We start from the raw sequence: 13,517 nt of genomic DNA on the forward strand, positions 1-13,517 counted from the left end.
CTGTCTGTAAAAGCCCGATTGGGCGGGCTTTCCATCAGTAGGGATAAACAGTCCCACTGATGGAAGTTTCACTGTATTGGATGGGGGGAAAGGGAGTCATACAGAGTTTGGAATGGCACTTGCTTGGGGTAAAAAGGTATATTTGTATAGTGAAAATCATTCTTTAGATACAACGTTTTACCATTTACCAGAAGTACATATAGTGGAAGGCGGTATAGAAGAATTTATTGAACAAGTGTTAGAGGAGGCAAGAGTTTGATTACAATTAATGATACTATATATGGTGAACATCATATAGATGGTGTGCTCGCAGAACTCTTGCAATCAAAAGCAGTGCAGCGCCTAAAGAAGGTACATCAAGGCGGCGCAAGCTTTCTCGTGAATCCAACGTGGAATGTAACACGTTACGAGCACTCAGTTGGCGTTATGATTCTTGTAAAAATGTTAGGTGGTAGCGTAGAAGAACAAATTGCAGCTTTGCTTCACGATATATCGCATACTGCATTTTCTCACATTGTGGATCACGTATTAGAGGAGCAAGATGAGGATTATCATGAACAAATCTTTATAGACGTTATTGAAGCTTCAGATATTCCAGCTATTTTGCAGAGATATGGCTATGATTATAGAATGATTGAGAAATGGGAACAATGGACGTTGTTAGAACAACCTCTACCGAAATTATGTGCAGATCGTATGGACTATACGTTACGGGATTTATACACATATGGAATGATTTCAAAGCAAGAAGTGTGCTCTTTTTTAGAGGACGTAACAGTTCATAATAGACAAATATGTTTACAATCAGTACAGGCAGCAGAATGGTTTACAGAAACTTATTATAAAGAAACGATTGATTTCTTTTTGCATCCGTTGAATTCGTATGGTTATTATATATTAACAAAGGTATTACAAGAAGCGTTGCGAAAGAACATTTTGCATGTATCTAATTTTTTAACTGATGATGAAACGGTGTTACATATGTTGCGCAATAGTGGGGATTGTGAAATTGAGAAGATGCTTAATTCCTTACATTCAAAAGTAGAATTAGAAGAGAATAGGGAAGAATACGACATTTGTTATAAGGGCGGAAAAGCACGATTAATTGATCCGTTTGTTTATAAAAATGGCAAGATGCAAAGAGCGTCTGTCATATCTTCATTTGTTGAACAATGTAATGAGAAAGCGAAAAAGCAATTGCAACAAAATATATATTTAAAAATCCAGAATGTATAGAAGGAGTAACGAAATATGAATTTAGAGCAAGGATGGAAAACAAACTTTTTAACAGTTGTACAGCAAAGTGAATATAAGAAAGGTGCACTTTTAGCACAATTACTATTTGAAGATGGAGAAGAAGTAGAAGAACTTGTTGATGATTATGGGTATGAAGAGATTATAAATCGTGAACATGATGATGAACTGGAAGAGATCTTAGGCGAAGAATTATTTTATGAACTTGAGCGTAACGTTTTTGTATCATCGCAGTCAAAAGAGAAGTTCATTTCCTTTATAAATGGTTTAGGATTTCATTTATTAGATTGTATTGTGTTATTGGAATCAGAATTTCATGTAGATAGCTCGATATTTTCATCTGATGCAGTGAAAAAAATGGAGAAGCGTTTTCATAAGTTTCCTTATGTGGAAGGTGAGCGAACGATTTTTGATATGACACTAGAAGAAGTAGTTGAATTAATAGAGAATGCGTCAGGTATTCAAATTAAAGAAAATATGACTGTATAAAAAAAGAACGTGCTTAGCACGTTCTTTTTTTTGTATGTTCTGCGTTTTTACATTGCTTTTCAATGATTGTATTTAAATACTCAACTTTTCGTATGCAAGATTGTATATGCTTCTCGACTTCATGCAATTCTGTAAGGTGATGTGTTTCAATAGGATGAATGTGTACGCTGAATTTTTCAAATTGAGCGCTATATGTTATTTTTGCATAGCCGCTCATAATATCTGTGTCGTTGTGAAACAGATACTGTTTTGTTTTTTCACAATATGCTGCATTTTGAAATCCATATGATTTTAAAGTTTCGATGATTTTTGTAATGATTACTGTATTCATTGTTTTTCCTCTTTAAGAAATTCGACTTTATCTCGTTATTTGTGGACAGTAAGCCCTCCACTTTAAGACTGTGAGAAAGCCTAAAAGATAGTGAAGAATAGATGTCACAAAAAACGATGTGCGAAATTGATTATCAGTGAAGTCCCGATTAATGGTTTTTTCACTGTATTAGTATAACATGAGTTTATTTTAGAAAGCGCTATCAATTCGTTTGTAACATGAATTTTTATGTATATTTTATACAATTAAAACAAATGAAAAATAATTGTAATAAAGCAAAAAGTAGGGGACTCTTTCGTTGTTTCATCATATACATACAGAAATGGAGCAAATGAAAGAGGTGAAGATGTTGAACTTTGATATTACAGGACAAAAAGCATATGTAAAAGATGGACCACATCGGAATCAAATTGGAGTCATAAAACGAAATGATACGAAGAGCAGTACAGAATATGCGATTGTAATTGACGGTATGAATATCGATATTGAGTTAAAAGATATTGTTTTAATTGATGTAGATGTTCGGCAATTTCATGATTGGTGCGAGGAACAAGGTTATTTGTAAAAAATTTTATTACTGTGCTTACTTTAACGATCGTTCATTAACAAATGGAATGGTATAACTATGTCTGGAAAAAACAGCTGACAGATTACTGTCAGCTGTTTTTTCTTATAATGCAACTTCTTCAGTTTTATTGACTGTTTCATTGTACGTATTTACATCTAATTCTCCGAGCCATTTGCTAGAAATCAAACCAGTTGTCATAGAACCGCTTACGTTTAAAGCTGTGCGTCCCATATCAATTAACGGTTCAACAGAGATTAATAGAGCAACAATTCCAATTGGTAAGTTCATTGTAGAAAGTACGATGAGTGCCGCGAATGTTGCTCCGCCTCCAACACCGGCAACGCCAAATGAACTAATTGCAACAACAGCAATTAACGTTAAGATAAATTGCGGCTGCAACGGATCGATACCAACAGTTGGCGCAACCATCATCGCAAGCATTGCAGGATAAATACCAGCGCATCCATTTTGACCAATTGATACACCAAAGGATGCCGCAAAGTTTGCGATTCCTTCTGAAACGCCTAGCTTTTCTTTTTGCGCTTCAATATTTAATGGCAGTGTACCTGCGCTTGAGCGTGAAGTAAACGCAAATGTTAAAACAGGGAATACCTTTTTCAAATATTGGATTGGATTTAGACCAGAAAGAGCGATAAGTAATAAGTGAATAATAAACATAACAATGAGTGCTACGTAAGACGCTAATACAAAATTTCCAAGTTTTAAAATGGCCTGGATATCACTACCTGAAACTGTTTTTGCCATAAGAGCAAGTACGCCATATGGAGTAAGACGTAAAATTAATGTTACCATCCGCATGACAACCGCATATACGGCATCGAGCATAATTTTAAATTGTTCTGCCTGCTCTGGGTATTTCTTTTTCACTCCTAAGAAGGCGATTCCAATAAATGCTGCAAAGATTACAACAGAAATTGTTGACGTTGGACGGGCACCTGTTAAATCTAGAAATGGATTTGCAGGGAGTAATTCTAATAATTTTTGCGGGATGGGTGTTTGGTCAATGGAAGTGAATTTTTCTTCCACTAATTTCAAGCGAGCTGTTTCAGCATCACCTTGCTGCAAGCCAGTTGCTGAAACATGAAAGCCAGCACTTGAAGCAATTCCGACTGCAGCTGCAATTGCAGTTGTAAGAAGTAAAATACCGATAATAAAACCGCTAATTTTACCAAGATTATTTGTTAGTTTCAATTTTGTAAACGCTGAAAGAATAGAAACTAAAATAAGCGGCATAACGATCATTTGTAATAACTTAACATAACCGCTTCCAATTAAGTTAAACCAATTGTTGGATTGGATAATGACTTCAGAAGTTGGTTTATAAAAAAATTGTAAAATAAGTCCAAATGCAATTCCGAGTCCAAGTGCGGTAAATACACGTTTATTAAATGAAACGTGCTTACGTTGCATATAATATAACACGCCTACTAATAAGAGCATAATTACAACGTTTATGCTAACTGACAATGTATTCATACTATTTTCCTCCTTCAAATCTGTTACATACAAATATATTCCAATAAAACCTATGAGTCAACTATGAAATAAGCTAGGTATAAAAAAAGATGGCGTATATGCCATCTTAATGTCCTACTCCTGGTGTAAGAAGGAATGTCGTATAGTATGTAAATCCTATGAAGAAAACTGTTAAATATGCGCCGAATACATAAATGTACATGCGCTCTGTTAATTTTAAATAGCTTAAAAGTACAAAAAATCCTGTTTGTCCTAAAAATAATAGTGCTGTGCTATACATATCCCCTAAATAAAACATGACGGAAAAAATACCTGTCCAAAAGCCGAGAACGCGAAACATGCGCTCCATCCCATTCCCCTCCTTTTGTATGAACTCAATACACCTTTTATTATAATGCACTTTTCTAACTATTGTAAACATTTGCAAAATAATAAGAAGCCAGTATAACCTGGCTTCTTATTTTACATATGAATATGATAACTGCAAGACTTACAACTTGTTTCTAGCATAGTATCGTTACGTGTTAAATCCATGTTTGGAAATAGAATTTCAAAGATACCTTTCATCATATCTCCATGCATGTTGCAAATTTCTTTTGGGTGGTGAATAGCTACTTCTTTAAAAGGACAATTGTATACTTCATAGAAAATTTTTGTTTCATCAATGCTTAATTCGAATGTCGGAGATAATCCGGCTGTTGTTAAAGCTTCTTTGGCAATTTGTACTTTTTGTTCTACAGTCAATTCATTTTCGTTAATGTTTAGTTGACGTAGATGTTGTTCCATTAATTCTTTGCCAAACTGTTTACCTGTCTCATATAGCGCAGTTTTACCAACTTCGCCTAAGCTAAGTAATGTATTGTATGCAATTTGTGCTAACAATTGATAATCACGAAACGGAAACTGTAGTTGAATTACATCGTCTGATAGTGCGTATAACCGGCTTGGTCTGCCGCCTTTGCCTGTTTTTTTTGTTTCTGATTTTAACATATTTACATCTTCTAGCTTAGAGAGATGTAGACGTGCAACATTTGGATGAATATTAAATTCGTCAGCAATTTCTTGTACAGTAACATCAGTATGTTTTTGAGAAATATATTGATAAATATAATAGCGTGTTGGATCAGATAGTACGTTTGTAATTTTTAAAGCTTGTTCCATGAGGATCGCCACCTTTATCACTTTATCTGGGATAACAATATTATAATATAGATAATGTTGTATAATAATCAGTTTTGGCAATGATTCATTAATTGTTCATAATTTCACATACTTTTTCTTGTTTTTCTCCCAGAAAATTCGAAAATTTCATGATAGAAATAGAAAACTCCTCATTTTTCTTTTCATGATGGCTATGATATATAAATAGTGAGGAGGGGATAATAGTGAATGCTGTTGAACAGTTTGCTGACACAATCATGAAAGAAGCATGTCGGTTACGTGCATCAGATCTTCATATTGTGCCGCGTCATGAAGATGCTGTTGTGCAATTACGTATTGGAAAAGATTTGATGACAAAGCGCTGTATTTCAAAAGAGTTTTGCGAACGGCTTGTATCGCACTTTAAATTTTTAGCATCTATGGATATTGGTGAAAGGAGGAAGCCGCAAAATGGTTCATTGCAGATGAAAATTGATGAGGAGGAAGTATATTTACGCCTTTCTACTTTGCCAACTATACATCATGAAAGTTTGGTCATTCGTATGCACTTGCAAACGGCGGTGCCAAATCTCTCACATCTCTCATTATTCCCAAGTTCCGCGAAAACACTTCTCTCTTTTTTACATCATTCGCATGGATTAATTATTTTTACAGGACCTACAGGGTCAGGAAAAACAACAACGATGTATGCTCTTTTAGAAGTAGCGAAGAAGGAGCAGACTCGCCGTATTGTTACGCTTGAAGATCCGGTTGAAAAGAAAAAGGACGGGTTATTACAAATTCAAATTAATGAAAAAGCTGGTATTACGTATGCAACTGGATTAAAAGCAATTTTACGTCATGACCCGGATATTATTTTAGTAGGAGAAATTCGAGATGAAGAAACGGCAAAAGTGGCGATTCGAGCAAGTTTAACAGGCCATCTAGTTATGACAACATTGCATACAAATGATGCGAAAAGTGCGGTGTTACGCTTAATGGATTATGGTATTACCCTTCAAGAAATTGAACAGTCGTTATTAGCAGTAGCGGCACAAAGACTAGTGGAATTGAAATGTCCATTTTGCAAAGGAAAATGCTCGCCGTTATGTAAAAAAATGCGTCATGTACGCCGAGCAAGCATTTATGAATTATTGTACGGTTATGAGCTAAAAGAAGTAATTCGGGAAGCGAATGGAAAACAAGCGATGTATCAATATACAACGCTTCAAGATGAATTAAGAAAAGGATATGCATTAGGGTTTATTGAAGAAGATATCTATGTTTAAACATGAGAAGTGGCGGTTACATGAACAAGCCTTATTGCTCCGAAGGCTTGGTGAGCTCTTAGAGAAAGGATATTCTTTATTACATGCATTAGAATTTCTTCATTTCCACTTAAATCCTCAAAAACAAATACAGCTTCAAGATGCTGCTGAAGAATTTAAAAAAGGAAGTAGCTTGCATGATGTGTTCTATAAACTTGCATTTCACCCAGATATTTTAAGTTATTTATTTTATGCAGAGCAGCATGGTGACATTTCCTTTGCATTGCAACAAGGAAGCTCACTACTCAGCAGAAAAGATAAACACCAAAAAAATATGATGAAAGTATTGCGTTATCCACTTTTTCTTTCCTTGTTTTTATTAGGAATCCTCCTCGTATTTAATATGGTTCTTCTTCCGCAGTTTTCAACTTTATATCGTTCACTCCAAGGGTCTTCTTCTTCGTTTACAGACGATATTTTAACATTTATTCAAATCCTTCCGTATGTGATAGGTGGAGCTGCTTTGGTAATCGGCATTGTAGTGCTTATATATATGGTGTATGTAAAGAGATTGCACCCGATTAGAAGAATGAATATTTTTATGCGAGTGCCTCTTATAAAACAGTTTTTTATGTTAACGAACTCACACTATTTTGCAATTCAATTAAGCGGTCTTTTGCAAGGCGGGTTATCTATATTAGAAGCGCTCACATTAATGAAGGAACAAAAGCATCATCCGTTTTTTCAATGTGAAGCTCTTAAAATACAGGAGTTATTAACAATAGGCGAACATCTTGATTTCATTATGATGAACCGTCCTTACTACGAACGGGAGCTTTCTTATATTATTAAACATGGACAAGCAAATGGGAATTTAGCAGCTGAGCTTGCCGATTATAGTGAACTGACAATAGAAAAGATGGAAGAGAAAATGAATCGTATTTTATTTGTTGTGCAACCTCTTTTATTTGCATGTATCGGAATAGTTGTTATTCTCATGTATTTGGCGATGATTATGCCGATGTTTCAAATGATGGATTCTATTTAGGAGGCTTGTTCTGTGAAAAATGAAAAAGGCTTTACGTTGTTAGAAATGTTGCTTGTAATGCTTGTGATTTCTGTTTTACTGCTTCTTATTATTCCAAATGTGGTAAAACAGCGCTCTTCTGTACAAGGGAAGGGATGCGACGCCTTTGTAAAGTCTGTTGAAGCGCAAGTACAAGCGTATCAACTAGAATATAATAAAGTCCCAACAGTAGACGAGTTATACAATGGTAAATATATTACATCTAAAACTTGTCCAAAAGGTGAGAGTATTACAATTGATGCGACAAGTGGGGAAGTTGCAGTTGCAGGAAAATCGTGAAGAAAAATGGCTTTACGCTATTAGAAATGCTCATCGTATTAAGCGCCATCTCTATATTAAGTGTTGTAACATACTTTAATCTATCCTCAATATATGAAAAACAAAAAATTGATCAGTTTATCAATCAATTTTCCCAAGACATTCTTTTTATGCAACAATCAGCGGTAAGCCATCGTAATCGTCATACGTTACGATGGTTTACCAATCAAGCAAAGTATAGCATTACATCTTCAGGAGAAACAGATCCTGTTCTTGTTCGTTACTATCCATCTGATATACAGGTGAACTTAAATACGTTTCCAAATCCAATGACTTACGGTGCTGATGGAAATATTAATAGAGGCGGCACAATTATTGTTTCTTATAAGACAAAAACGTATTATATCGTATTTCAGCTTGGGAGAGGAAGATTTACGTATTATGAAGTGTGAAAAAGGTTCGGTTATGCTTGAGATTCTTGTGTCCCTTAGTTTATTAATGATGACGGTCTCACTCTTGCTCCCGCAAACGCTTCTCATTATGCAAGAACGAAAAAATATTCAACTCCGGTACAAAGCACAGCTATTCTTAAAAGAAGCAGCGGCCGTATATATGTATCATCATGTAATTTCACCAGTAATAGAAAAGCGATATGAGAATGTAACGTATAGAATTCAATGGCAAACTGACAAGGCATGTGTACAATGGAAAGATATGAAACAACGAGAAAATGAACGGTGTCGCTATGTTGAAAAATAGCAAAAAAGAAAAAGGATTTACGTTATTAGAAGTGATGATGTGTTTTTTATTGTTATCGGTATTCTTTCTTCTTCTACCTCGGCTTCACGTATTATTTATAGAAACTCCTTACTCTAAACAAGTTACGAATTGGGAATGGAATATCTTTTTAGAGCAAGTGCAAATTGAAATTCGAGAAGTACAGGAAGGAAATAGTGGAGACGGAAAATTGTTTTTAAAAACAAAGACAGGAGAACGTATTACGTATGTTATGTCTGGAAATAATGTTGTTCGAAAAGTAAATGGTACGGGACATGAAGTTCTTTTACAAAAAGTAGAGAATATTTCTTATGAATTAACAGCGCATACATTGATAATACGCGTGCAGGATATAAGTGGTAAGATATATGATGGTGTTGTTACCCGTTATTCTGCTATTGAGGTGAATAGATGAGGTCTGAAAGTGGATTTACAATGCCGGGAACAATCATTCTCATATTGTTGCTCATGTCTTTCTATGTATATGAGACAAATATATTCTTATCAGATCAAAAGTTTTATGCAGAAGCAGAAGAATTGTTTATATTAGAAGAAATAACCGATCAAGCTGTTGCAGAAGTGAAACAAGAATTAAAAACTGGAATGGGAAAAAGAGAGTTTTTTTATACGTATGAAAAAGGGGAAGCGAAGGGCGGTTACACAACAGTAGATGGGGATGCTTTTGTTACTTTGCAATGTATAACGAAACGAAAGCTCACACATAAAGTGAGCTTTCGTTATAATACAAATAACGAAGCGATTACGAATTGGCAAGAGGAGAGGTTGTAGTATGAGAGCATTATATATAACAGGTTTTATGGGAGCTGGGAAAACGACAATTGGTAAAGCATTAAGCAGTGTACTTCAGATCCCAGTGATTGATACAGATCAACGTATTGAAGAAAACACGAAGAAAATCATTCGAAATATTTTTTCGGAAGAAGGAGAAGATGTATTTCGAAAGTATGAAAGTGAAGTACTGCAATCGTTACCTACAAATGATTATATTATTACAACAGGAGGGGGAATAGTCGAAAAAGCTGAAAATCGACAATGGATGAAAGAACATGGCGTTGTAATTTATTTGTATTGTGATCCGTATGTGATTGCAAAGCGCATTGCTGAGGATACAACAAGGCCGTTATTTCAAAAAGAAAACATCCCATCGTTTATAGAGAAATTTGAAAAGCGTCAAGCCTATTATGAAGAAGCAACATTGAGAATAGACACGACAAATAAAAGTATTGAAGCAATTGTGCAAGAAATTCAAACGCAGATTAAGGTATAAAAAAGTGGACATACTACTCTAGTAGGGGTGAGAGATATGTCTACAAATGATTATATAAGATATATGACACAACAATTCGTATCATATATGGATGCTCCAAAAGCTGACCGAAAACAAAAGCGGCAACAGCGCCGCGAGGAAAGAGAACCATTTTTAAATCGTTGGTTCGGTGTACTGCCGTTAAGTGCTGCAGTATTTTACCGGCAAGTGAAGAAAAAGCGAAAAAAATCGAGTTAATGCTTTTGGAATAATTTACTACTAGAAAAGAACTGCATGCCATAGTACAATTTCTACGGCGAGTTGTACTCGTCATCTATTCGACAATATAACCTAAACAAGTAGCTCCACTGTTTGTAAACAGTGGAGCTACTTGTTTATCTTGCTACTTTTGTTTCTTACTTACTTAACGAATGCACCTATTAGTATCTCTAAAAACATCAAGTTCACTGCCTTATATTTTTTACTTATTTTGGCTTTTTTTGAGCTCTTAATGCTACTTTTTCAAGTCCATTTTCTCCTGAAAATTCTACATCTGCTTTTGGCTGAGCATTTTTATTATTTTTAAATTGATTATTCTTGTTTTTAGCCATTTTTTTCACCGCCCTTGTAGTTTGATTTAGTTATTCCTTCAAGAATGCCAACACTATATAAAGATATCAGAGTGATATTTGTATATGTTTTTCGTTATCGGCATCCACGATTTTAGTTTGCTTTCTTTTTTATTAGCTATGCTATTTCTTTTTCTTTAACAGAACCAAAGAAAAAGAAACACTCTACTTCAAAATAATAAAAAACCCCCACTGATGGGAGTTTCACTTTATAAGTTAAATTCTGCTTCTGTCACTTGCCTAATTTTATGACCAACCCAAAGGAATCCAGCTCCGATTCCTATCGAAACGAACCAACCAATTCCTGTCATAATTGCTTTCATTTCTCCGTATCCATCTACCCCAAACTTAGAAATCATATATATTTTGATGAAACTAAGTACAATAAACTGTAAGCCAAAAAACAAAGTAAAGTACTGAAACGATGGAAAGAGACGAGGATCACGGTACAACACTTGTGATTCCTTTCGATCATAACCTTGGAGAGCAGCATAGTCGGCGGCGAAATATAACATAAGTGGTTGCTTAATAAAAATGGTACATATGACAAGAGTTCCAAGTGTAATGTGATAGTATACGTCATTCCATAACATCTTTTCAGCTGAGCCAGAAAGTAAGTCTACACTTGTGTTTACAATCATCGTAATAAGGATGAAAAAGCCAGTCACATGAAATTGTCGTTCTTTCTTGAAACTATACAATGTATAGAAAATACCTGGTACAGAAGAAATGAGCATTGCATAATACGCATCCATATAATGTTTGCCGAATTTCCAAATAACAAATGGAAAGATGAGATAAAAAACGATATCGTATAGAGCTTTATGGTTTTGTTTCATTAAAATCCTCCTCTAATTGTATTTTACAACAATATTTCTGAATATTACACCTATTTAATTGATAAAGAAACTCAAATTAAAATAATTTTAATTTAATGTTGACTTCAATTTAATAACATGTATAATACTAATTGTAATGATTATAAAATAGAAATAAATATCAATTAGCTCTTAGGAGGAAGAATACGGATATGACAAAACGTTTAGTAGGAAAACAAGCACCGCGTTTTGAAATGAATGCAGTGATGCCAAATAAAGAATTTAAAAAAGTTAGTTTAGAAGAAAATATGAAAAATGATAAATGGACAGTGCTATATTTCTATCCAATGGATTTCACTTTCGTTTGTCCAACTGAAATCATCGCCCTTTCTGATCGTTATGACGAATTTGAAGATTTAGACGCAGAGGTAATCGGTGTTTCTACAGATACAGTGCACACACATTTAGCATGGATTAACACAGATCGTACGAAAAATGGTTTAGGTGATTTACGTTATCCATTAGCAGCGGATACAAATCATACTGTATCCAATGACTATGGTGTGTTATTAGAAGAAGAAGGTATTGCACTTCGTGGATTATTCATTATAAATCCAGAGGGTGAATTAATGTATCAAGTTGTACACCACAACAATATCGGACGTGAAGTAGACGAAGTATTACGCGTTCTACAAGCATTGCAAACAGGCGGACTTTGTCCAGCAAACTGGAAACCGGGGCAAGAAACGTTATAATTTAAAGGGGGAATTAAGTTTATGAAATTACGCGAGCAAATGCCATCATTAGAAGGCGCAACACAAATTTTAAATGACACAATCACACGTGAAGAGTTAATTGGAGATAAACCAACGCTTATTCACTTTTGGTCAGTAAGTTGTTATCTATGTAAAGAAGCAATGCCAGAAGTAAATGAATTACGCGATGAGTATGATGATCGTTTAAATGTTGTTGCAGTTCATATGCCGCGTTCAGAAGATGATTTAGATTTAGCGGTAATTGAAAAAATGGCAGAGAGTCATGATATCATTCAACCCATCTTAGTTGACAGCGAACATGTAATTACAGATGTATTTGAAAATAAATATGTCCCTGCGTATTACGTATTTGATAAAGAAGGTAAACTGCGCCATTTCCAAGCAGGTGGAAGTGGTATGCCAATGCTTCGCAAACGTCTTGAGCGTGTATTAAACGAAGAATAGAAACAAAAATGATTACCTCTAGCAAGGTAATCATTTTTGTTATATAATAATTAAAACGCTTTCATTTTTTGGGTTGTTCACAAATTTGTCTAAATTACACATTAATACTGTGACAATATTGTTTTATAATGAAACTAATCATTCATACATGCATACGTTAATTGTGAAATAAATAACATATTGAATCTATATAAATGTAAACGTTATCAAAAAGAGGTGGTATAAATGAGTAAATTTTTCTTTGATCAAAACCCTGCAAGAGTTGAGGACGGAAAGTTGGTAGAATATGCGGAAACGATTTATGGAAAAGGAGGTCGCTCTGTATTAGAAAATTTAGTTATAAAGGCATCTATTCGACTACGTGATCGTTATCCTGATAAGTCTGATGAGCAGATTTCTTTTCTTGTGAATCAAGGTCTGCATGATATGTTTCAAAAATATGTGTAAGGAGAGGCCAATGCCTCTCCTTACTTTTTTTGCATAAGGAAAATTATGATTGCTAAAACTAATGGTGAAGTATATGCGAGTGGGGTGAACAAAATGAGTAACGGAGCAGGCGGTTCAAAGAAGAATAAAGAAACAGATGCAAATCATGTGAGTGCAAAACAGAGAGAATATCAAAAGCGAATGACAAAGATTCATCAACAAGAACATAACGATGGTCGAAAATATAATGGGAAAATATAAAGTGAAACTTCCATCAGTGGGGGGCTTCATCCTCCACTGATGGTTAGTTGAACCAATCGGGCTTTTACGGGCAGTTATCCCCACTTATCTTCTTGGCTTTTCACTAAATCTTGAGGTGGGAGGCTTACTGCCCGTTAATGCGGGATAAAGTGAAACTTCCATCAGTGAGGAGGCTTCATCCCCTGCTGATGGAAAGCACGCCCAATCGAGCTTCTTAGGGGTAGTTA

General features: G+C 34.9%; 22 protein-coding genes and 1 pseudogene. 17 read left to right on the forward strand and 6 right to left on the reverse strand.

Annotated features, from left to right (window positions below):
* Positions 1-73: 73 nt before the first annotated feature.
* The 3 genes and pseudogenes from AB1279_RS06425 to AB1279_RS06435 all read left to right on the forward strand — a co-directional run.
* Positions 74-259 (forward strand): annotated as a pseudogene (locus AB1279_RS06425) (group-specific protein); the annotation flags it as partial.
* Positions 259-1,236, forward strand: coding sequence for an HD domain-containing protein (locus tag AB1279_RS06430; RefSeq protein ID WP_429761311.1), 978 nt, complete (start codon positions 259-261; stop codon positions 1,234-1,236). The pseudogene AB1279_RS06425 and the gene AB1279_RS06430, both read left to right, overlap by 1 nt.
* A gap of 15 nt (positions 1,237-1,251) precedes the next feature.
* Positions 1,252-1,743, forward strand: a complete 492-nt coding sequence (locus AB1279_RS06435) for a hypothetical protein (RefSeq protein ID WP_429758202.1) — start codon at positions 1,252-1,254, stop codon at positions 1,741-1,743.
* 13 nt (positions 1,744-1,756) lie between these two features.
* On the opposite strand, the gene AB1279_RS06440 is transcribed toward AB1279_RS06435, so the two are convergent.
* Positions 1,757-2,074, reverse strand: a complete 318-nt coding sequence (locus tag AB1279_RS06440; protein ID WP_429758203.1) for a hypothetical protein — start codon at positions 2,072-2,074, stop codon at positions 1,757-1,759.
* A 349-nt stretch (positions 2,075-2,423) separates the two neighbouring features.
* Between AB1279_RS06440 and AB1279_RS06445 the strand changes: the two genes are divergently transcribed.
* Positions 2,424-2,639, forward strand: a complete 216-nt coding sequence (locus AB1279_RS06445; RefSeq protein WP_429761313.1) for a DUF3912 family protein — start codon at positions 2,424-2,426, stop codon at positions 2,637-2,639.
* Between the two features lie 105 nt (positions 2,640-2,744).
* Here AB1279_RS06445 and AB1279_RS06450 read toward each other — a convergent pair whose 3' ends face one another.
* From AB1279_RS06450 to AB1279_RS06460, 3 genes are all read right to left on the reverse strand, one after another.
* Positions 2,745-4,139 carry an L-cystine transporter gene (locus AB1279_RS06450; RefSeq protein ID WP_429758204.1) on the reverse strand — a complete coding sequence of 465 codons (1,395 nt, stop codon included), beginning with the start codon at positions 4,137-4,139 and terminating at the stop codon, positions 2,745-2,747.
* Between the two features lie 106 nt (positions 4,140-4,245).
* Entirely contained in the window at positions 4,246-4,488 is a 243-nt protein-coding gene (locus AB1279_RS06455; RefSeq protein WP_429758205.1) for a DUF2626 domain-containing protein, read from the reverse strand.
* Positions 4,489-4,601: 113 nt separating this feature from the next.
* Entirely contained in the window at positions 4,602-5,300 is a 699-nt protein-coding gene (locus AB1279_RS06460) for a helix-turn-helix transcriptional regulator (protein WP_429758206.1), read from the reverse strand.
* A gap of 224 nt (positions 5,301-5,524) precedes the next feature.
* On the opposite strand from AB1279_RS06460, the gene comGA reads away from it, so the two are divergent.
* Genes comGA through AB1279_RS06505 form a run of 9 tightly spaced genes read left to right on the forward strand, consistent with a single transcriptional unit; the run spans position 5,525 to position 10,194 of the window.
* Positions 5,525-6,568: a competence type IV pilus ATPase ComGA gene (gene comGA / locus AB1279_RS06465; protein WP_429753878.1), complete on the forward strand. Its 1,044-nt coding sequence runs from the start codon at positions 5,525-5,527 to the stop codon at positions 6,566-6,568.
* Positions 6,561-7,595 carry a competence type IV pilus assembly protein ComGB gene (gene comGB / locus AB1279_RS06470; protein ID WP_429753879.1) on the forward strand — a complete coding sequence of 345 codons (1,035 nt, stop codon included), beginning with the start codon at positions 6,561-6,563 and terminating at the stop codon, positions 7,593-7,595. Before comGA ends, comGB begins: the two co-directional genes overlap by 8 nt.
* A gap of 12 nt (positions 7,596-7,607) precedes the next feature.
* On the forward strand, positions 7,608-7,913 hold the full coding sequence (gene comGC / locus AB1279_RS06475; RefSeq protein WP_429753880.1) for a competence type IV pilus major pilin ComGC: 306 nt from the start codon (positions 7,608-7,610) through the stop codon (positions 7,911-7,913).
* Positions 7,910-8,344 (forward strand): competence type IV pilus minor pilin ComGD, encoded by a 435-nt coding sequence (comGD, locus tag AB1279_RS06480; protein WP_429758207.1) that lies wholly within the window; start codon positions 7,910-7,912, stop codon positions 8,342-8,344. The genes comGC and comGD overlap by 4 nt, the downstream gene beginning before the upstream one ends.
* Positions 8,334-8,651 (forward strand): type II secretion system protein, encoded by a 318-nt coding sequence (locus tag AB1279_RS06485; protein WP_429758208.1) that lies wholly within the window; start codon positions 8,334-8,336, stop codon positions 8,649-8,651. The genes comGD and AB1279_RS06485 overlap by 11 nt, the downstream gene beginning before the upstream one ends.
* Complete coding sequence (gene comGF, locus AB1279_RS06490) at positions 8,638-9,084, forward strand: competence type IV pilus minor pilin ComGF (protein WP_429753883.1); 447 nt, start codon at positions 8,638-8,640, stop codon at positions 9,082-9,084. The genes AB1279_RS06485 and comGF overlap by 14 nt, the downstream gene beginning before the upstream one ends.
* Entirely contained in the window at positions 9,081-9,458 is a 378-nt protein-coding gene (gene comGG, locus AB1279_RS06495; RefSeq protein WP_429758209.1) for a competence type IV pilus minor pilin ComGG, read from the forward strand. Before comGF ends, comGG begins: the two co-directional genes overlap by 4 nt.
* A gap of 1 nt (position 9,459) precedes the next feature.
* Complete coding sequence (locus tag AB1279_RS06500; RefSeq protein WP_429758210.1) at positions 9,460-9,957, forward strand: shikimate kinase; 498 nt, start codon at positions 9,460-9,462, stop codon at positions 9,955-9,957.
* A 36-nt stretch (positions 9,958-9,993) separates the two neighbouring features.
* Positions 9,994-10,194, forward strand: coding sequence for a YqzE family protein (locus AB1279_RS06505; protein WP_336481638.1), 201 nt, complete (start codon positions 9,994-9,996; stop codon positions 10,192-10,194).
* Positions 10,195-10,421: 227 nt separating this feature from the next.
* Here AB1279_RS06505 and AB1279_RS06510 read toward each other — a convergent pair whose 3' ends face one another.
* Positions 10,422-10,547 carry a hypothetical protein gene (locus AB1279_RS06510; protein WP_429758211.1) on the reverse strand — a complete coding sequence of 42 codons (126 nt, stop codon included), beginning with the start codon at positions 10,545-10,547 and terminating at the stop codon, positions 10,422-10,424.
* Positions 10,548-10,774: 227 nt separating this feature from the next.
* Positions 10,775-11,404 carry a VC0807 family protein gene (locus AB1279_RS06515; protein ID WP_429753887.1) on the reverse strand — a complete coding sequence of 210 codons (630 nt, stop codon included), beginning with the start codon at positions 11,402-11,404 and terminating at the stop codon, positions 10,775-10,777.
* A gap of 191 nt (positions 11,405-11,595) precedes the next feature.
* On the opposite strand from AB1279_RS06515, the gene AB1279_RS06520 reads away from it, so the two are divergent.
* The 4 genes from AB1279_RS06520 (at position 11,596) to AB1279_RS06535 (ending at position 13,290) form a co-directional block, all read left to right on the forward strand.
* Positions 11,596-12,138, forward strand: a complete 543-nt coding sequence (locus AB1279_RS06520; RefSeq protein WP_429758212.1) for a peroxiredoxin — start codon at positions 11,596-11,598, stop codon at positions 12,136-12,138.
* Positions 12,139-12,159: 21 nt separating this feature from the next.
* The gene (locus AB1279_RS06525; protein ID WP_429753889.1) at positions 12,160-12,603 is read left to right on the forward strand and encodes a TlpA disulfide reductase family protein; all 444 of its coding nucleotides are present in this window, start codon (positions 12,160-12,162) and stop codon (positions 12,601-12,603) included.
* Between the two features lie 225 nt (positions 12,604-12,828).
* Complete coding sequence (locus AB1279_RS06530) at positions 12,829-13,050, forward strand: hypothetical protein (protein WP_336481633.1); 222 nt, start codon at positions 12,829-12,831, stop codon at positions 13,048-13,050.
* A 93-nt stretch (positions 13,051-13,143) separates the two neighbouring features.
* Positions 13,144-13,290: a hypothetical protein gene (locus tag AB1279_RS06535; RefSeq protein WP_195933921.1), complete on the forward strand. Its 147-nt coding sequence runs from the start codon at positions 13,144-13,146 to the stop codon at positions 13,288-13,290.
* Positions 13,291-13,517 lie beyond the last annotated feature (227 nt).

This window comes from Bacillus sp. S14(2024) (genome assembly GCF_050473785.1).
GTDB lineage: Bacteria > Bacillota > Bacilli > Bacillales > Bacillaceae_G > Bacillus_A > Bacillus_A yunxiaonensis.